General features: G+C 69.9%; 17 protein-coding genes. 6 read left to right on the forward strand and 11 right to left on the reverse strand.

The genetic code is table 11. The features are described 5' to 3' along the window. Positions 1-59: 59 nt before the first annotated feature. The 3 genes from ACFO6S_RS15420 to ACFO6S_RS15430 all read right to left on the reverse strand — a co-directional run bounded on the left by ACFO6S_RS15420 (position 60) and on the right by ACFO6S_RS15430 (position 2,568). On the reverse strand, positions 60-1,097 hold the full coding sequence (locus ACFO6S_RS15420) for an o-succinylbenzoate synthase (RefSeq protein ID WP_378418408.1): 1,038 nt from the start codon (positions 1,095-1,097) through the stop codon (positions 60-62). Next, complete coding sequence (locus ACFO6S_RS15425) at positions 1,094-1,849, reverse strand: 2-phosphosulfolactate phosphatase (RefSeq protein ID WP_378418409.1); 756 nt, start codon at positions 1,847-1,849, stop codon at positions 1,094-1,096. Before ACFO6S_RS15425 ends, ACFO6S_RS15420 begins: the two co-directional genes overlap by 4 nt. A gap of 62 nt (positions 1,850-1,911) precedes the next feature. Next, positions 1,912-2,568, reverse strand: a complete 657-nt coding sequence (locus ACFO6S_RS15430) for a PaaI family thioesterase (protein ID WP_378418410.1) — start codon at positions 2,566-2,568, stop codon at positions 1,912-1,914. A gap of 96 nt (positions 2,569-2,664) precedes the next feature. On the opposite strand from ACFO6S_RS15430, the gene ACFO6S_RS15435 reads away from it, so the two are divergent. Continuing rightward, positions 2,665-3,582: a 1,4-dihydroxy-2-naphthoyl-CoA synthase gene (locus ACFO6S_RS15435; protein WP_378418412.1), complete on the forward strand. Its 918-nt coding sequence runs from the start codon at positions 2,665-2,667 to the stop codon at positions 3,580-3,582. A gap of 139 nt (positions 3,583-3,721) precedes the next feature. Here ACFO6S_RS15435 and ACFO6S_RS15440 read toward each other — a convergent pair whose 3' ends face one another. Together ACFO6S_RS15440 and ACFO6S_RS15445 are read right to left on the reverse strand one after the other, a co-directional pair. After that, positions 3,722-4,516 carry an IclR family transcriptional regulator gene (locus ACFO6S_RS15440; protein WP_378418414.1) on the reverse strand — a complete coding sequence of 265 codons (795 nt, stop codon included), beginning with the start codon at positions 4,514-4,516 and terminating at the stop codon, positions 3,722-3,724. 114 nt (positions 4,517-4,630) lie between these two features. Then, complete coding sequence (locus ACFO6S_RS15445) at positions 4,631-6,097, reverse strand: FAD-dependent oxidoreductase (RefSeq protein ID WP_378418416.1); 1,467 nt, start codon at positions 6,095-6,097, stop codon at positions 4,631-4,633. A gap of 280 nt (positions 6,098-6,377) precedes the next feature. Between ACFO6S_RS15445 and ACFO6S_RS15450 the strand changes: the two genes are divergently transcribed. After that, complete coding sequence (locus tag ACFO6S_RS15450; RefSeq protein ID WP_378418418.1) at positions 6,378-6,758, forward strand: VOC family protein; 381 nt, start codon at positions 6,378-6,380, stop codon at positions 6,756-6,758. A 31-nt stretch (positions 6,759-6,789) separates the two neighbouring features. On the opposite strand, the gene ACFO6S_RS15455 is transcribed toward ACFO6S_RS15450, so the two are convergent. The 6 genes from ACFO6S_RS15455 to ACFO6S_RS15480 all read right to left on the reverse strand — a co-directional run bounded on the left by ACFO6S_RS15455 (position 6,790) and on the right by ACFO6S_RS15480 (position 13,957). Beyond that, on the reverse strand, positions 6,790-8,139 hold the full coding sequence (locus ACFO6S_RS15455) for a glutamate decarboxylase (RefSeq protein WP_378418420.1): 1,350 nt from the start codon (positions 8,137-8,139) through the stop codon (positions 6,790-6,792). A gap of 221 nt (positions 8,140-8,360) precedes the next feature. Further along, positions 8,361-8,714, reverse strand: coding sequence for a hypothetical protein (locus ACFO6S_RS15460; RefSeq protein ID WP_378418421.1), 354 nt, complete (start codon positions 8,712-8,714; stop codon positions 8,361-8,363). Positions 8,715-8,716: 2 nt separating this feature from the next. After that, on the reverse strand, positions 8,717-9,460 hold the full coding sequence (locus ACFO6S_RS15465) for an ABC transporter ATP-binding protein (RefSeq protein ID WP_378418423.1): 744 nt from the start codon (positions 9,458-9,460) through the stop codon (positions 8,717-8,719). After that, positions 9,457-10,200, reverse strand: a complete 744-nt coding sequence (locus ACFO6S_RS15470) for an ABC transporter ATP-binding protein (protein WP_378418425.1) — start codon at positions 10,198-10,200, stop codon at positions 9,457-9,459. The genes ACFO6S_RS15465 and ACFO6S_RS15470 overlap by 4 nt, the downstream gene beginning before the upstream one ends. Continuing rightward, the gene (locus tag ACFO6S_RS15475) at positions 10,193-12,463 is read right to left on the reverse strand and encodes an ABC transporter permease (RefSeq protein ID WP_378418427.1); all 2,271 of its coding nucleotides are present in this window, start codon (positions 12,461-12,463) and stop codon (positions 10,193-10,195) included. The genes ACFO6S_RS15470 and ACFO6S_RS15475 overlap by 8 nt, the downstream gene beginning before the upstream one ends. 66 nt (positions 12,464-12,529) lie before the next feature. Beyond that, entirely contained in the window at positions 12,530-13,957 is a 1,428-nt protein-coding gene (locus ACFO6S_RS15480) for an ABC transporter substrate-binding protein (RefSeq protein WP_378418429.1), read from the reverse strand. Positions 13,958-14,261: 304 nt separating this feature from the next. On the opposite strand from ACFO6S_RS15480, the gene ACFO6S_RS15485 reads away from it, so the two are divergent. From ACFO6S_RS15485 to ACFO6S_RS15500, 4 genes are read left to right on the forward strand one after another with little or no spacing between them, the layout of a single operon-like run. Next, positions 14,262-15,551, forward strand: coding sequence for an inorganic phosphate transporter (locus tag ACFO6S_RS15485; RefSeq protein ID WP_378418430.1), 1,290 nt, complete (start codon positions 14,262-14,264; stop codon positions 15,549-15,551). A gap of 1 nt (position 15,552) precedes the next feature. Beyond that, positions 15,553-15,825: a hypothetical protein gene (locus ACFO6S_RS15490; RefSeq protein WP_378418432.1), complete on the forward strand. Its 273-nt coding sequence runs from the start codon at positions 15,553-15,555 to the stop codon at positions 15,823-15,825. Positions 15,826-15,859: 34 nt separating this feature from the next. Beyond that, positions 15,860-16,315: a DUF3349 domain-containing protein gene (locus ACFO6S_RS15495; RefSeq protein ID WP_378418434.1), complete on the forward strand. Its 456-nt coding sequence runs from the start codon at positions 15,860-15,862 to the stop codon at positions 16,313-16,315. Beyond that, complete coding sequence (locus ACFO6S_RS15500; protein WP_378418435.1) at positions 16,312-16,620, forward strand: DUF3349 domain-containing protein; 309 nt, start codon at positions 16,312-16,314, stop codon at positions 16,618-16,620. The genes ACFO6S_RS15495 and ACFO6S_RS15500 overlap by 4 nt, the downstream gene beginning before the upstream one ends. The last annotated feature ends 34 nt before the right edge of the window (positions 16,621-16,654 follow it).

The following is a 16,654-nucleotide window of genomic DNA, read 5'->3' on the forward strand; positions in this document are numbered from 1 at the left end:
ATGTTGACCTTGGGTGTCGACGCCGAACCTTATACGACATCGCACGAATGTCACTCCGGTCAGCCTGCCCGCAGCAGTTCGTGACAGCGCGACAGCCGGGCCAGCCACCAGTGCGTGCGCTCGGGTCCGGCCCGCAACGCGGCCAGCCGCTCGGGGTCGGGGGCCACCGCGGCGACCGCCAGCGAACCGTCGGCTATGACACGGGGTGCGGCCACATCGGCCTCGAAGAAGCCGCCGGTACCGAGCCCGGACGCGAAGCCCGCGTCCGGCAACGCGGCGGCCGCGGCCAGGCCGGCACCGATCCCGACCGCCGAGTCCAGTGCGCTCGAGACCACCACCGGCACCCCGCGCCCGGACAGTTCCTCGGCAAGCCGCAGCAGCGCCCGCATGCCGCCCAGCGGCGCCACCTTCACCACCGCGACGTCCGCACCTCCGGCCCGGACCACCCGCAGCGGGTCGGCGGCGCGGCGGATGGACTCGTCCGCGGCGATCGGCACCCGGACGCCGCCGGACGCGCCGGCCCGGACAGTCAGTCGCCTGCGTACCTCGACCAGTTCCGGCACTGTGGCACAGGGCTGTTCGGCGTACTGCAACGGTCCGTCCGCACTGAGTGCGGCCAGCGCGTCGGCGGCCTCGTCGACCGTCCACCCCCCGTTGGCGTCGACCCGGACGTGGTCGACGTACTCACGCACCGCGGCGACGCGGGCCAGGTCGTCCGCCAGTGCCTGGCCGCGCTCGGCGACCTTGACCTTCGCGGTCCGCGCGCCCGGGAACCGCGCGAGGATCTCGGGGACCCGGGCCGCGGCCACCGCGGGCACGGTGGCGTTGATCGGCACCGTCGCCCGGAGCGCGGGCGGCGGCCCCAGCCAGGCGGCCTCGATCGCCGAGGCCAGCCACGCGGCCGACTCGGCGTCGTCGTACTCGGGGAACGGTGCAAACTCCCCGTAACCGGCGGGCCCGCGCAGCAGCAGCACCTCACGGGTGGTGATGCCGCGGAAGCGGACCCGCATCGGCAGGCTCACCACCACCGCGCCGTCGAGCAGTTCGCCGAGGGTCGGCACCGCCAGCTCCGTTGCGGCCGACGAATTCTCGGTCATGACTCGCTCCCGTCCTCGAAGGCATCGCCCCGCAGTACCGGCACCACCGCGGTGGCGTCGAACTCGGCGGCGATCGCCACGTCCCCGGCGAACCCCTTGTCGATCAGTTCACGTCCGCCGGCGCACTCCCGCAGCCGTCCGGCGAGGTCTCCGGATGCGGCGACGAATGCCTCTGCCGCCGAACGCGACTCCGGCGACGCCTCGACCGGGCCGAGCGGGCCGAGTGCATGCAGAACCGCGCCCGCGCCCCACAGGTCCTCCGCGGCCGGTCGCAGTGAGCCGTCGGGCCATCGCTCGCCCGCCGCGATCACCGCCACCCTCGCGCCTTCGCGTCGACGCACCCAGCGCGCAACCGCCGAGGCGTTGCGCAGGCAGGCACCCACCACCGTCACCCCCGTCTCGGCCAGGCCGGAGCACAGGGCGGAACCGTTGGGCGAGGGCAGCACCAGCCGCCCGCCGCCCGCGGCGGCGCGCACCGACACGGGCGAGAGGCTCACCTCGCCGGTGCGCACCCGCGAGCGGCCGACGGCCACCGCCGCACCCAGCGCGGCGGCATGTGCCGCGGCCGAGGCGGGATCCCAGCGGTACGGGTGGACGACGGTGCCTGCGTCGAGCGCGACGGTCAGGGTGGTGGTGAAGGACAGCACGTCGACGACGACCGCGACGTCGCAGTCCGCGACGACCGCGGCCGCCCCCACCGGACCCCAGTCGAATCGGACCCGGTAGGAACCCTGACGGTGTGCGGGCAGCATGCGGTCATCCTCTCACCGGGCGGGCGACGGCCGAGCGGCTCGCGGGCCGCGTCGGACGAGGGTCAGGGCTGGCCGGGCAGCAGCACCAGCATCAGCGCCTCGCCGTCCGCGAGCACCGTGCCCTCGGCGTCCATGAGCTTGGCGGTGATGAAGGTCTTGCGCCCGTCGACCCGGTCGACCTGTCCCTCGATGACGAGCGGGGTGTCGATCGGGGTGATCTTGCGGTAGTTGACGTGCAGGTACGCCGTCCGGCTGATCGGGCGACCGTAGGCGTGCGTGATCATCCCGAACAGGTCGTCGAAGAGCAGGGGCAGCGTGCCGCCGTGCGCGGCACCGTTGCCGCCCATGTGGAAACGGCGGAACACCCCGGTGCTGCGCACCCCGGTCGCGTCGAACTTGTCCACGGTCCACGGCAGCATCAGCAGGCTGCCGCGACCAGGCAGGCCCATCGACCGGCCACCCGGCTGCTGCCCCTCCGGGACCCGGTGCGGCTCGAGCAGCGCGGCAAGCGCCTCGGCCTGCTCGGCAGCCTGCCGGACCACGTCTGCGGGCGCGGACACCGAGACCGCCGCGTCCTGCAGGACGCGCATGGCCTCGATCAGCCTGCCGAAGTCCGGTCCGCCGTCGTCCTCGGCCGCCCGGTACACGGGGAACCCTCCGTGCTTCTCGTAGCCGTCCACATCGCCCCGGCCCCGGCCGCGTTCCACCTGCTCACTCATACCTGCACGGTAAGCCCGGCGACGTCGCAGCGACTCGGGCGGGGTCGTACAGCCGTGCGGCCACGGCCACGACGGGTGGGCATATCCTTGACCCTCGTGACCTTCAATCCGCAGTTGTGGCGTCCGGTCCCCGGGTTCGAGAACCTCACGGACATCACCTATCACCGACACGTCACGGACGGCACGGTGCGCATCGCCTTCGACCGCCCCGAGGTGCGCAACGCCTTCCGCCCGCACACCGTCGACGAACTCTTCGCCGCCCTCGACCACGCCCGGATGACCTCGGACGTCGGCGCGGTGCTGCTGACGGGCAACGGTCCCAGCGAGAAGGACGGCGGCTGGGCGTTCTGCTCGGGCGGCGACCAGCGCATCCGCGGCCGCAGCGGCTACCAGTACACGGAGCAGGATGCGACCACCGGCCGCGCGGGCGAGACCGCGGACACCGTGGACAGGGCCCGGGCAGGCCGGCTGCACATCCTCGAGGTGCAGCGCCTGATCCGGTTCATGCCGAAGGTGGTGATCTGCCTGGTCAACGGCTGGGCGGCCGGCGGCGGACACTCCCTGCACGTGGTCTGCGACCTGACCCTGGCCAGCCGCGAGCACGCGCGGTTCAAGCAGACCGACGCCGACGTGGGCAGCTTCGACGGCGGCTACGGGAGCGCGTACCTGGCGAAGATGGTGGGCCAGAAGTTCGCCCGCGAGATCTTCTTCCTCGGCGAGACGTACACCGCCGAGGAGATGCACCGGATGGGCGCGGTCAACAAGGTCGTCGACCACGCCGAACTCGAGAACGTCGCGATCGAGTGGGCCGCCACGATCAACGGCAAGTCCCCGCAGGCCCAGCGCATGCTCAAGTACGCGTTCAACCTGCAGGACGACGGCCTGGTGGGTCAGCAGCTGTTCGCCGGTGAGGCGACTCGAATGGCGTACATGACGGACGAGGCCGTCGAGGGCCGGGACTCGTTCCTTCAGAAGCGCGATCCCGACTGGTCGCCCTACCCCTGGTACTTCTGAGCCCGGAGTTCACCCGACCGAGGCGGGCGGTGGCTCCGCAGCCGCGCGGCCACCGCCGACCTCGTCGACCGTCAGCTGTCGCACCGGGCATCGCGGCCCGGACCGCCGAACCGGCGCGGAGCCGTCCCGCCGACCGGCGTCAGAGCGCCCGGGACAACTGGATGCCTGCGTCGCGCACCAGCGGCGCGACCCGACCGAGCTGAACCTTGCGGGCCTCCCCCGCGACGCACAGCGAGACCACGGTGCCGTCGCTGGTCCGGACCGCGGCGGCGAGGCTGCCGATGCCGCCCGCGCCGATGCCGGAGTAGTTCTCACCCGGCTCGAAGGCCACGCCGTGCGCGCCCCGAATGCGATTGAGTTCGCCGTGCAGGCGGTGGAGCGTCCACTCGCCGTGGCCGCCGGCACGGGCGAGCTCGTCCCCGACGAGCTGGTCCACCCGCTCGGGCGTGAGCAGCGCCAGCATCGACCGGCCGCCGGTGCCGCGGTACGCGGCCAGCCGGGAGCCGACCCGGGACCGCAGGGCCCGCGAGAAGGGGCCTCCGACCTTGTCCAGGAAGTACTCGTGGGCGCCGTCGAGCACGCCGAGATGCACGACCATGCCGGTCCGCAGGTAGAGCTCCTGCACGATGTCGCTGGCCGCGATCCGGATGCGGGCATGCGCGGCCTCGGGCCCGAGTGCGCCCAGCGCGCGGGTGCCGAGCGCGTAGCCACGACCGGACCGGGCCAGCCAGCCCAGGTCGACGAGCTCCGCGATGATCCGGTGGGTGGTGGACCGGGGCAGGCCTGCGCGGACGGTGACCGCCTCGAGCGTGAGCTCCTCGTTGGGGTCGTCGAAGGCGTCGATGATGAACGTCATCCGCTCGAGCATCGACTCCCGCGCCGGGCGCCGCGGCGTACCGCAGGACTGCTGCGCGTCGGCCCTGTGCGCATCCATGTCGACAACCGTCATCGCTGCACGCCCCTGTGGTCTCCGCCCGGCCGCCCGAGCCCGTCAAAACTAGAATTCATTCTCTTTCTAGCAGTGATCGAGGCCACTGTCCAGGCCGGGTCAGCCTTCGGCGGCGGCGGCACCGGCCCGTCGGCCGAAGAAACTGCCGTCGCCGAGCGAGATCCCGCTGCAGTAACCCCAGGCCGAGAGGCCCGAGGTGCATCGGCCGGCGGCATAGAGTCCCGGAATCGGCTCACCCGTCACATGCAGCACCTCTGAGTGTACGGAGGTCCGCAGCCCGCCGAGCGTGAACCCGCCGGTCATGCCGCGCAGGTCGATCGCGGCGACCGGGCTGCCGATCGGCCTGACCCACTCCGGCTTCTTGCCCAGCAACGGGTCGACGCCGTTCACGGCGTGCCGGTTGTAGGTCTCCACGGTGGAGGTCAGCGCGCCCGCGGGCAGCCCCATCTCGGCCTCGAGCTCCTCGACCGTCTCGCAGACCCAGGTCGGCGTGCGGCGCAGCTGCTCGGTCGCGGTCGGCGCGGCCATGCCCTCCTCGTAGGCGGCCTCGTCGATCACCAGGAACGCCTGGTTGTCGTTCTGCAGCAGGGTCAGCTGACCGACCCGGCCCGGGTAGGTGTCCTCCGGGACGTAACGCTGACCGCGGCCGTTGACCAGGATGCCGCGCACGAACAGCTGTGGGTCGCAGAAGAACGCGACCTCGCTGGCGTCCATGTGCGCCAGGTCCGCGCCGAGCGCCTGGGCCATCCGGATCGACGCCCCGTCGTGCTCCTCGATCGAGGCCGCGGGACGCCCGATCAGCCGCGGCACGTACGCCTCAATCATGTCCTGGTTGTAGGCGAAGCTGCCGGTCGCGAGGACGACGCCGCGGCGGGCCCGCACCGTCACCTCGTTGCCGTACTGCCGGGCGATGACGCCGACGACCCGGCCGTCGGCGTCGGTGACGAGCGTCTGCACCCGCATGTCGTACTCGGCCCGGACGCCGAGCGAGGTGGCCTTCTCGGACAGCGGCTTCATCAGCATGTAGCCGCCGCCCTTCTCGCCGCTCTTCTTGTTGTCCATCTGCGGGACGTGCCCGCGGGGCGCGGGGGCGGCGAGGGTGTTGAACGGGGCGGAGTTCTCGCCGCCGGTGTACTGCAGGCCGTCGTCGGCGGGCGGCTCCCAGCCGGGCTCGCCCCAGAAGGTGTGCTTGAACGGAACCCCGCACTCGACCAGCCAGTCGAAGTGCGCGACGCTGCCCTCGCAGTAGTCGTCGAGCTTGGCCGCGTCGACGCCCGGCCCCAGCGCGGCGGTCAGGAACGTCCTCATGTCGTCGACGGAGTCGGTGAAGCCACAGGACTGCTGGACGGCGGTGCCACCGCCCAGGTAGACGAAGCCGCCGGCCAGCGCGGCCGCGCCACCCCAGCCGCCGGTCCGCTCGAGCACCAGCACCTCGGCACCGGCGTCGGCCGCGGCGATGGCGGCGCTGACGCCCGCGATGCCGTAGCCGGCGACGACCACGTCGGCCTCGTAGTCCCAGGAGACGATGTCCGCGGCGGCGACCGGGCGGATCGGGGCAGTGCTCATGTTCGAGGGTCCTCTCGGGCTGGCCGGCGATCTCGGTGCCCGAACAGTAGGCCGGTGACGACGCCCCGGCGGCCGGTCGTCCCGTCCAATGGAAACGCACACCGGATTCCCCGGCGAGGCGCCAATGCCCGTGCCGCCGACCAACCTTCGGGGCGCGAGAGCTTCCACCGCGACCGTGGCCGTGTGGGGCACACTGGGTACCGAGCGCACTCTGGGTACCGGCCCGCCGCAGCCGCGGACGGCCCGGCCACGAGGCGACGAAGCCCGAGGAGGTCTGACAGTGGAGATTCTGAGCAGCCGGGTGATCCTGCGACCGGCGGACTACCCGACGACGCTGGCGTTCTATCGAGACACTCTCGGTCTGGCGATCGCGCGCGAGTACCCGGGCGGCACGGTGTTCTACGCCGGGCAGTCGATGATCGAGGTCGCCGCGCACGGCGCCGCGGGCGGGCCGTCCCACTTCCACGGCGCGCTGTGGCTACAGGTCCGCGACCTGGAGCAGGCACGGTCGGGACTGGTCGCGGGCGGCGTCCCGCTCGTGCGCGACGCGCAGCGCGAGCCCTGGGGCCTGCACGAGATGTGGCTCGCCGACCCGGACGGCGTCCCGATCGTCCTGGTGCAGGTTCCCGAGGACCACCCGCTGCGCCGCGACACCCGCTGACGCTCACGGTTCCGGGCGGCGCAGTCCCGGGTCAGTGCGCGAAGTGCTGTTCGTGGGAGTGACCGCCGGTGCCCCGTTCGCGTAGCTGCGCGCACACCGTCTCGAGGTCGTCACACATGGCATGCCCCAGGTCCGCACTGAATCCCTCCCGGACCACGACACGAAGCACCGCAACGTCTTCCGCGTCCGCAGGCATCGTGTAGGCCGGCACCTGCCAACCCCGGGCCCGCAGTTCGTGGGAGACGTCGAAGACGGTGAACCCCGGGTCGCCGGTCAGCTCGAAGGCCAGCACCGGGATCGCGCTGCCGTCGGTGATCACCCGGACGCCCTCGATCTTCGCGATCCGACCGGCGATCGTCTCCGCCGTCGCGCGCAGCGCCTCCATGATCGCGGTGTAGCCCGCACGGCCGAGCCGCAGGAAGTTGTAGTACTGGCCGACCACCTGGTTGCCGGGCCGGGAGAAGTTCAGGGTGAACGTCGGCATGTCCCCGCCCAGGTAGTTGACCCGGAACACCAGCTCCTCCGGCAGCTCCTCGCGGCCGCGCCAGACCACGAAGCCGATCCCCGGATAGGTCAGTCCGTACTTGTGCCCGCTGACGTTGATCGACACCACCCGCGGGAGGCGGAAGTCCCACTTCAGGTCGGTGTGGATGAACGGGGCCACGAAGCCGCCGCTGGCCGCATCGACGTGCAGCGGCACGTCCGGACCGCCCGCCGCGGCCAGCTCGTCGAGGGTCGCCGCGATCGCCTCGACCGGCTCGAACTCCCCGGTGAACGTGGTCCCGAGGATCGCGACCACGCCGATGGTGTTCTCGTCGACGGCATCGCGTACCTGTTCCGGGGTGATCGAGTAGCGGCCCGGCGCCATCGGCAGGTACTGCGGCTCCACCTCGAAGTAGCGGCAGAACTTCTCCCACACCACCTGAACATTGCTGCCCATCAACAGTTTCGGCCGACTCGCATCCTTGCCCGCGGCCTGCCGCGCCGCCCGCCACCGCCACTTGAGGGCCAGGCCGGCGAGCATCACCGCCTCGCTGGACCCGATGGTGGACACCCCGGTGGCCGAACTCGGGTCGGTCTCCGAGAGGTCGGGCGCGTTGAACAGGGCCGCGACCATTGCCACGCACCGCGCCTCGATCGCGGCGGTCGCCGGGTACTCGTCCTTGTCGATCATGTTCTTGTCGAACGTCTCGGCCATCAACTTCTCGGCCTCGGGGTCCATCCAGGTGGTCACGAAGGTGGCCAGATTGAGCCGGGAGCTGCCGTCGAGCATCAGCTCGTCGTGGATGAAACGGTAGGCGGCCTGCGGATCCATCTCGTCGTCCGGCAGCCGCAGTGCGGGAATCGGTTCGGTGGCCAGCCTGCCCGTGTAGGCGGGCATGAGGACGTCTCTGCGGATTGAAGGATGCGCGGTCACGGTGCCTCCGGTCGGGTCCGAGTGGCCCGCGGCCGGGGAGCAGCGCGCCCGGCGGCGCCGACACGAACAACGCCGCGCCCTCAGCCTAAGCGCCATACCGGCGGACGGCAGCGAAAAGCCGGACGCGCGACCGGAACCTGGTGGTACCGGCGGCGCGCCCGGCGAGTCGTGCGGTCCGGCAGTACCTACCCCTTGAGCGCCTCGGCGATCTGGTCGGTGTGCGCCTGGCCCTCGAGCAGCTGGCGCACCAGCCACAGCCGCAGCACCTTGGACACCGCGCCGGCCAGGTACAGCGCCGCACCGATCACGGTCAGCGCGAGGAACGCGGTCGCGAGGATCTGGTAGGACGCGATGTTGCGCAGGTCCGCCTGCGTCAGCGACGAGATGTAGGTGATGAAGGCCGCCGCGGTACCGACGATCATCAGCGCCAGCCCGGTGATCCGCACCTTGGCGTCCGAACCGGACTTGCCCGTGTCGAGATCGAGCCCGCCAACGTCCTTCTTGAACTGGTCACGGCGCTCGGCTGCGTGAGTGGTCATCGTCATCCTCCTAGATAGCTGGTAGATAGTTCACGTTCGATGTCGATCGGGTCGCCGGTGCGCACCACTCGGCCCTGCAACATCAACGCGGCAGACGTAGCGATCGGCAGAACCGCCCTGGCGAACTGCTCGGCCACCAGGATGGAAATTCCCTCCGCGGCGAGCTGTCCCACGACGTCGTACATCTGCGAGACGATCCGGGGCGCCAGGCCCATGGACAGCTCGTCGAGCAGCAGTACCGTCGGATCGGTCCCGAGTGCCCGGGACAGCGCCAGCATCTGCTGCTCGCCCCCGGACATCGAGCCCGCCAACTGACCGCGCCGCTCCCCCAGGATGGGGAACCGGGTGTAGGCCACTTCCTCGAGTTCGGCCAGCGAGACTCCGGTCCCCGTGGCGATCCAGAGGTTCTCACGCACCGTGAGGTTCGCGAAGATCCCGCGGCCCTCCGGGATCGAGCAGACTCCGAGCCTGGCCAGGTCCGACGCCGAGGCGCCGTTGACGACCCGTCCCGCGAGCTTGAATTCGCCCCGGGTGACCGGCAGCACGCCCGAACAGATCTTCAGGGTGGACGTCTTGCCGCCGCCGTTCGGTCCGAGCAGTGCCACCACGGCGCCCGGCGCGAGCACCAGGTCCACGCCGTGCAGTACCTCGATCGATCCGTACCCGGCACGCACACCCGACAGTTCGAGCAACGGCTCGTCGCGCGGCGCGTTGTCCGGCCTCTCCTCGATTGTCGCCACGCTCATACCGCCTCCTCCTCGGTGCCGATGTACGCGGCGATCACCTCGGGATCGGTCCGGATCTTCTCCGGGTCCCCCGAGGCCAGCACCGCGCCGTAGTCGAGCACGTGAATCGTCGAGCACACCTTCATCACGAGCGGGATGTCGTGCTCCACCAGGCAGATTCCCAGCCCGTCGGCCGCGAGTCCGGTCAGCATCTCGGCGAAGACCTCGGTCTCCTGCTCGGTCTGCCCGGACGCCGGTTCGTCGAGCAGGAGTACCCGCGGGTTGGTCATCAGGGCGCGCGCCACCTCGACCACCCGGGCCCGACCGGTCGGGATGTCGGAGACGTCCTTGTCCGCCACGTCGGTCAGGCCGGTCAGCTCGAGGAGTCGATCCGTCTCGGCATCGACGTCGATCTTGTTCCGGCCGTTGGCCTTGTGGATGTCACCGGCGACCCGCAGGTTGTCGCGGACCGAGAGGGAGACGAACAGTTCCAACCGCTGGAACGTGCGCGCCAGACCCTTGCCTGCCCGCTTGTGCGGAGCCAGCCTGGTGACGTCGACGCCGTCCAGGAACACCTGCCCCGCCGTCGGCTTCTGCAGGCCGGTGATGGTGTTGAACAGGGTGGTCTTGCCTGCGCCGTTCGGACCGATGAGTCCGGTGATCCGGCCCGGCTGGACGGTCAGCGAGACGTCCTTGACGGCGACGTGTCCGCCGAAACGGACCGTGACGCCACTGGTTTCCAGCAGCGGTGACTCAGCCATTGACGATCAACTCCTTCGCCGGTGCCGCGGTGGCCGCGGACCGGTACTGGGGAATGCCCAACTCGCGATCGAGTTCGTCGCGAATCTCGGGGCTGTAGGGCACGTCGACGCCGATGGACTCGGGTGCGACGGTTTCCCTGGCCGCCAGTTCCGCCGGCGTCAGGACCGCACGCGGCATCACCATCTCGCCGATGACCGGCAGCATGAAGACCACGGCGATCGTGATGGATGCGAACCACCAGTTGCCGAGGACTCCGGTGAGGGCGAGGACGTAGGTGAGGACGACCACCGCGGCGCCGCCGATCAACACCGGCTTCGCGTTCGCCAGTCGGCGGTAGCCCTCGACGACCGTGTAGATGCTGCCACTGGGGTTGGCGCCGACACCGATACCGATCAGCGCGGGGCTGACCGCGGCGATGTTGCCCAGCAGCAACCACATTCCCTCGAGCTCGGGCTGCGCGGACGCCAGGTTGGTGAAGGACACCATGATGACCGCGAAGCCGATGCCTGCCATCAGTCCGCCGAACAGTGCGCCCGAGACGTACCCGATGCCGGCCACGACGGTGAGCATCACCAGCGACAGGCTGGCCATGATGGCGAAGTTCTCACCCGAGACCGAGCCCATCGCGCTCGACATCAGGATGCCGCCGAGGCCCGCGATCCCCGAGGAGATCATGAAGACGCTGAGCTTGAGTCGGACCAGACTCTGCCCGAGCATGGCCGATCCGGCCGGGCTGTCCTTCATCGCCGCGAGACGGCGGCCGTAGCCGCTGTTGCGCAGGGCGACCACGCCGACACCGAGGACCGAGAACAGCGCGGTTGCCGTCATCAGGAACACGGTGTCGTTGCTCAGGTCGAGCGGGCCGACCTTGAGCGGCGGCAGCGCGATGTTGCCGTCCTTGAACAGCGAGTACCGGATGCCGAACAGCTCGTGCTCGGTGGTGTCGCGCAGCACCATGTTCGAGAGGAACACACCGAATGCCATGGTGGCCAACGCGAGGTACAGCCCGCGCAGTCGCAGTGCGGGCAGCGCGACCAGGCCACCGATGACGGCCGTCACGAGCACGCCGACGACGATGCCCCACAGGTTCAGGTGCGCCGCCAGCCCGCTGCCGGTGATGCCGAAGTGGAACGCGACGATCGTGGCTATCGCACCGAAGGACACCGGCGCGAGGTTCAGCTCGCCGGCGTAGCCCGTGAGCAGGGTGAGCGAGAGCGCGATGATCGCGAACGTCATGCCGATGGTCAGCGTGGTGATCGCGGACGTCACCATCAGCAGACGCAGCAGGTAGACGATGACGATCAGGGCGATACCCCAGATCACGGCCTTGCGCACGCTCGGCACGTGGTAGCGCTCGCGGGTGCGGGTGACCGCGCCGCGCAGGCGGTCCTGCGGCAGCACGATGAGCACGACGAACAGCGCGATCATCGGGAGCGAGACGCGGAAGTTCGACGTCCAGCTCCAACTGGTCGGGAAGTACGCCAGCACGTAGGTGCCGGCCAGACCGAGGACCACGGCACCGACGAAGGTGCGGGGGATGCTGCGCAGTCGCCCGAACATGGCGGCCGCGAAGGCGTCGATCACCAGCAGCGTGAGCATGTTCGCTTCGAGGGTGCCGCCGCTGATCGGGGTGATCAGGATGCCGGCGAGCACGGCGAGCGTCGAGCCCATGGCCCAGGACAGCGCCGCGAGCCGCTCGGGGTCGTGGCCGTTGAGGCGGAGGAGTTCGGGGTCGTCGACGACACCGCGCATGGCGACGCCGGCCCGGGTGCGGGTGAAGAGGATTCGCAGGCCGACGGCGATGCCTATGGCGACCAGGATGCAGATCAGTTCGTGGTAGCGGATGCTCGCACCGAACAGCGTGATCTTGCTCTGGTCACCGAAGAACATCTGCATCGTGCGTGCGGTCTCGGGATGCCAGAACCAGTGCGAGACCGAGAGCATGCCGAGCAGGATCGATACCGTCACGACGATCTTCGTGACCTCGGCGGTGTCGCGGAGGCCCTTCATGATCAGCAGGTACAGCCCCAGACCCATCAGTGGGCCCACGAGGACGAGACAGATCAGCAGTGCGACCGGCGTCGGCAGGTTCCAGCCGTACCGGAGCTGCCAGTAGATGAACGCGCCGAGCATCGCCTGGGCGCCGTGCGCGAAGTTGAAGATGCCCGAGGTGTTGTACGTGAGCACCAGCCCGGAGGCCGCGATCGCGTACACCGACCCGAGCACCAGGCCCAGGATGGTGAAGGTCACGAAAGTGTCCATGGATGAACCCTTACTTGGGGAGACCGGCGGCGCGCGATCCGCGCGCCGCCGGTCTCGGTCGTCGACTCAGGACTGCGGCTTGATCAGGTTCGGGTTCAGGAACTTGGTGGAGATCCGATCAGATCCGAGGTCCGTGCCCCAGGTGCTGCGGTCCGTGGCGACCAGGTACTTCGGGTCGCACTTGAACTCGCCGCTGGTGGCCGGGAAGGCCTGCGAGTACTCGTCACCCTTGAGCGAGGTCATCAGGCCGCAGGTGGCCGGCATGTTCTTGCCCGGGTCGGTGGCCGCGTGCAGGCCGCCTGCGGTCCAGTCGTCGGCCTTCGCGAGCTCGTTGACCATGCACTGACGGGTGAGGTCGGAACCGCACTCGTCCGCCGCGGTGGCCCACAGCAGGAAGGACGACGCCGCCTGCATGCCGAGCAGGGCCGTCTTGCCGCCGCCTGCCTCGACCAGGTCGATGTACTTCTGGACGGCGGGCACCTTGTCCGCGTTCTCGAGCATCTGGAAGGTCATGCCCGCGTTGAGGTTGTCGAGCAGCCCGGTGTCCTTGTTCCAGTCGGACACGGTCTGGCCGTACCAGGTGGCCTCACCGAAGAAGATCGGATCCATCCCGACCTGGTCGAGGGCCTTGACGAAGTTCAGCTCGCCCGGGCTGGCCGAGCGCGAGGTCCACAGTCCCTTGACGCCGCACTCCTTGTACTTCTCGGCGAACGGAACGTAGCTGGACTCGCCCTCGTAGTTGAGGGTGACGCCGCAGTTCTTGAGCTTGAAGCCAGCCGCCTCGGCGATCGAGCGGATCTTCGTGGTCGAGGAGATGATCGTCGGCATGGTGCTGTTGATCAGGTCGAAGTCGTTCAGCAGGTCCGGGTGCATCTCGGCCATCTGGAACCACTGCGAGCCGTTTGCGTAGTCGACCGGGAAGGGCACGCCCTGGTAGGTCATCGGGCCGTTGGCCGCGTCCGGGGAGACGGTGAAGCCCGGAACCGACACCATGTTGCAGGCGACCCGGGTCTGCTCGGCGGTCTGGTCCATCGCGAAGCCGTAGCCGACCATCATGAACTGGCTGGCGCACGCCTCCTGCATGACCGAGTTGGCCTGCGTCATTGCCGCGTCGTAGTCGGTGCCGACGACCTCGCGGCCGTTGATGCCGCCCTGCTCATTGCACCAGTCGATCATGGCGTTGACCGCGTCGCTCATCTCCTTGTTCAGACCCGGAGACTTCACGTAACCGCGATCGTCACCGAAACCGATCTTGATCTCGGTGTCGCTGACGCCCTGGTCGGTCGAGCCCTTCGCGTCGCCCTCACCGCACGGCGAGTCGAGGTCGCCGAACTTCTGCGCGGAGGTCGAGGCCGACGACGAGTCGGTGCCCGTTCCGCTACCGCCCGCGACCGGCACGCCGACGTCGCCGCCACGGTCGGTTGCGCAGCCCGAGACCAGCGTGGCCGACACGGCCAGCGCCGCCAGCAGTTTGGCGGTGTTCTTTCTTTTCACGTTCGGTCTCTCCTTGCTCGTGCCCGACACGGGCGGCAACGTGTTCTGCGTCACTCGATGCAGGAAACGTAGTCATCGCAAACCCCCGGCCAACTCCCGTTCCCGGTGAGTGAGACCTCACCGTGAGATGGCGCACACGGGAATTGGCCTGTGATGATCGACACGTGCGCCGGAGTGGGCGGCGGGCGCGGATGCCCGGGCGCCGACAAAAGGCCAGGAGACTACCGAACGCTGTGCCGAAGCGCACTGCCGAACGGCGCAAGCTGGCTCGACTTTTACGGACTCGTAACGGAGGATCGAGCCCGTGAACGCGGAACTCATCGTTCTTCTCGTCGTGGTTGTCACTGCCCTCGGGTTCGATTTCACCAACGGCTTCCATGACACCGGGAACGCGATGGCTACATCCATCGCCACCGGGGCATTGCGACCCAAGGTCGCGGTGGCGCTTTCGGCAACCCTGAACCTGGTCGGTGCGTTCCTGTCGGTCGAAGTCGCGGCCACCGTTGCCAAGGGTGTCGTCAACCTCGACACGGTCAGCGGCGAGGCCCTGCTGATCATCGTCTTCGCCGGACTCGTCGGCGGCATCCTCTGGAACCTCCTCACCTGGCTGTTCGGCATCCCGTCGAGTTCCTCGCACGCACTGTTCGGCGGCCTGATCGGCGCGGCGATCGCCTCGCTCGGCGTGAACGGGGTGGTGTGGGACGGCGTGCTCAGCAAGGTCGTGGTGCCCGCGATCCTGGCCCCCGTGGTGGCCGGCCTGATCGCGGCCGTCGGCACCTGGCTGATCTACCGGATCACCGCGAACGTCCCCGACGACCAGAAGAACACCGGCTTCCGACTCGGCCAGGTCGGCTCGGCGTCACTGGTCTCGCTGGCGCACGGCACCAACGACGCGCAGAAGACGATGGGCGTGATCTTCCTGGCGCTGGTCGCGCACGGGACCATCACCGCCGAGACCGCGATGCCGTTCTGGGTGAAGGCCAGCTGCGCCGTGGCGATCGCGCTCGGCACCTACCTGGGCGGCTGGCGGGTCATCCGCACCCTCGGCAAGGGGCTGGTGGAGATCGCCGCGCCGCAGGGCATGGCCGCCGAGGCGTCCTCCGCCGCGATCATCCTCACCTCGAGCCACCTGGGCCTGCCCCTGTCGACCACGCACGTCGCGACGGGCTCGATCATGGGCAGCGGCGTCGGCAGGCGCGGTGCCGCGGTGCGCTGGGGCGTGGCCGCCCGGATGGGCGTCGCCTGGCTGATCACGCTGCCGTCGGCGGCACTCATGGGCGCCGCCTGCTGGGCCGTCGCCCACTACATCGGCGGACTGCCCGGCGTGCTGGTGGTGTTCGTGGCCCTGATCGCCCTGTCCGCCTGGATGTTCCTGCACTCGCGCAAGCAGCCGGTGGACCCGAGCAACGTCAACGCCGACTGGGAAGAGGGCGCGGTCCCGACCAAGGCCGAGACCGACCTTGCCGACGGTCTTGCCGCAGGCGACCTGGCCGCCGTCGACTTCGCCGACATCCCGGCACCGCCGGTCGTCCCCGACACGGTCCCCGACTCCGTCACCGAGTCCGTGACCGACTCCGCCACCCGAGGAAGCTGACATGGATCTCCTCGTCACCACCGCCAATTCGCTGTGGCAGGTCATCCTCGTCGGGCTGCTGCTCGGCGCAGGCCTGCCCGCCCTCTTCGCTCTCGGCCTGCGCGCCCTGGCCGCCGGATCCGAGGTCGCCGCCGACGGCACCGTGACCCGCCGACCGCTCGCGGTCGCCGCGGCCGTGACGTGCTTTGCCATCATCGTGATCGCGATCGTCGTCGGCATCCTGTTCGTGATGTCCGATTTCCTGAACCACACCTTCGGTATCGAGCTGTTCTGACGCCGATCACCGCATTTCGAGAGGAAGCCCTCCCGTGAGTACCCCGGCCAAGCCGACCTTCCCCATGTCTGTGGTCAAGTGGCTGCGGGCCGGCTACCCACAGGGCATCCCGCCCAAGGACCGCATCCCCCTGGTCGCGCTGCTGGCCCGCAAGCTGACCGCCGAGCAGATCGCGGAGGTCGCCGTCGAGCTGACGGAGTCCCGCGCCGAACTCGCCGACCCGAACGCGGCCGCCGCCCACATTACCGAGGCGGAGATCGCCTCCCACATCGCCGATCTGACCCGGACCGTCCCCTCCGAGGTCGACGTCATCCGGGTCGGCCGGGTGCTCGCGGCGGCCGGTTGGCCGCTGGCGGACGAGCATCGCCTGGCCACCGGGTTCGGCCCCGACGAGACGTCCGTCGCCGACGCGGCCGCCGTATCGCACGCGGACGTGGCAGCGGCCGCGGAGGCGGACACCGATGCCGTCACCCCGGACGCCGGTCCGTGAATCGGCCGCAGTTCCTCACCTCGATCATCGGGTGGCTGCGGCAGGGCTACCCGAACGGGGTCCCGGAACTGGACTACGTCCCGCTGATCGCGTTGCTGTGCCGCCGGCTCTCCGACGAGGAGGTGGTGGCGGTGACCGAGGCGCTGATCGAGCAGGGCCAGGAGCCCATCGACCGGGTCGGGATCGGGGTGCTGATCACCCGGCTCACCGACGAGATGCCCCTCGAGTCCGACATCGCGAGGGTCAGTGCGCACCTGACGGCGGGCGGCTGGCCGCTCGAGGATCCCGCGAGCGGGTCCACGTAGCCGCACCCGGCGTGCCCGTGCCTCTGGCAGCATG

Source organism: Rhodococcus kronopolitis (genome assembly GCF_042654025.1).
GTDB lineage: Bacteria > Actinomycetota > Actinomycetes > Mycobacteriales > Mycobacteriaceae > Rhodococcus_G > Rhodococcus_G kronopolitis.

Coding starts and splice junctions, on each gene's coding strand:
- ACFO6S_RS15490 (WP_378418432.1), top strand. CDS start 15,553: ATGGATCTCCTCGTCACCACCGCCAATTCGCTGTGGCAGGTCATCCTC.
- ACFO6S_RS15455 (WP_378418420.1), bottom strand. CDS start 8,139: ATGCCCGCCTACACGGGCAGGCTGGCCACCGAACCGATTCCCGCACTG.
- ACFO6S_RS15470 (WP_378418425.1), bottom strand. CDS start 10,200: ATGGCTGAGTCACCGCTGCTGGAAACCAGTGGCGTCACGGTCCGTTTC.
- ACFO6S_RS15420 (WP_378418408.1), bottom strand. CDS start 1,097: ATGACCGAGAATTCGTCGGCCGCAACGGAGCTGGCGGTGCCGACCCTC.
- ACFO6S_RS15430 (WP_378418410.1), bottom strand. CDS start 2,568: ATGAGTGAGCAGGTGGAACGCGGCCGGGGCCGGGGCGATGTGGACGGC.
- ACFO6S_RS15425 (WP_378418409.1), bottom strand. CDS start 1,849: ATGCTGCCCGCACACCGTCAGGGTTCCTACCGGGTCCGATTCGACTGG.
- ACFO6S_RS15475 (WP_378418427.1), bottom strand. CDS start 12,463: ATGGACACTTTCGTGACCTTCACCATCCTGGGCCTGGTGCTCGGGTCG.
- ACFO6S_RS15460 (WP_378418421.1), bottom strand. CDS start 8,714: ATGACCACTCACGCAGCCGAGCGCCGTGACCAGTTCAAGAAGGACGTT.
- ACFO6S_RS15445 (WP_378418416.1), bottom strand. CDS start 6,097: ATGAGCACTGCCCCGATCCGCCCGGTCGCCGCCGCGGACATCGTCTCC.
- ACFO6S_RS15440 (WP_378418414.1), bottom strand. CDS start 4,516: ATGGATGCGCACAGGGCCGACGCGCAGCAGTCCTGCGGTACGCCGCGG.
- ACFO6S_RS15465 (WP_378418423.1), bottom strand. CDS start 9,460: ATGAGCGTGGCGACAATCGAGGAGAGGCCGGACAACGCGCCGCGCGAC.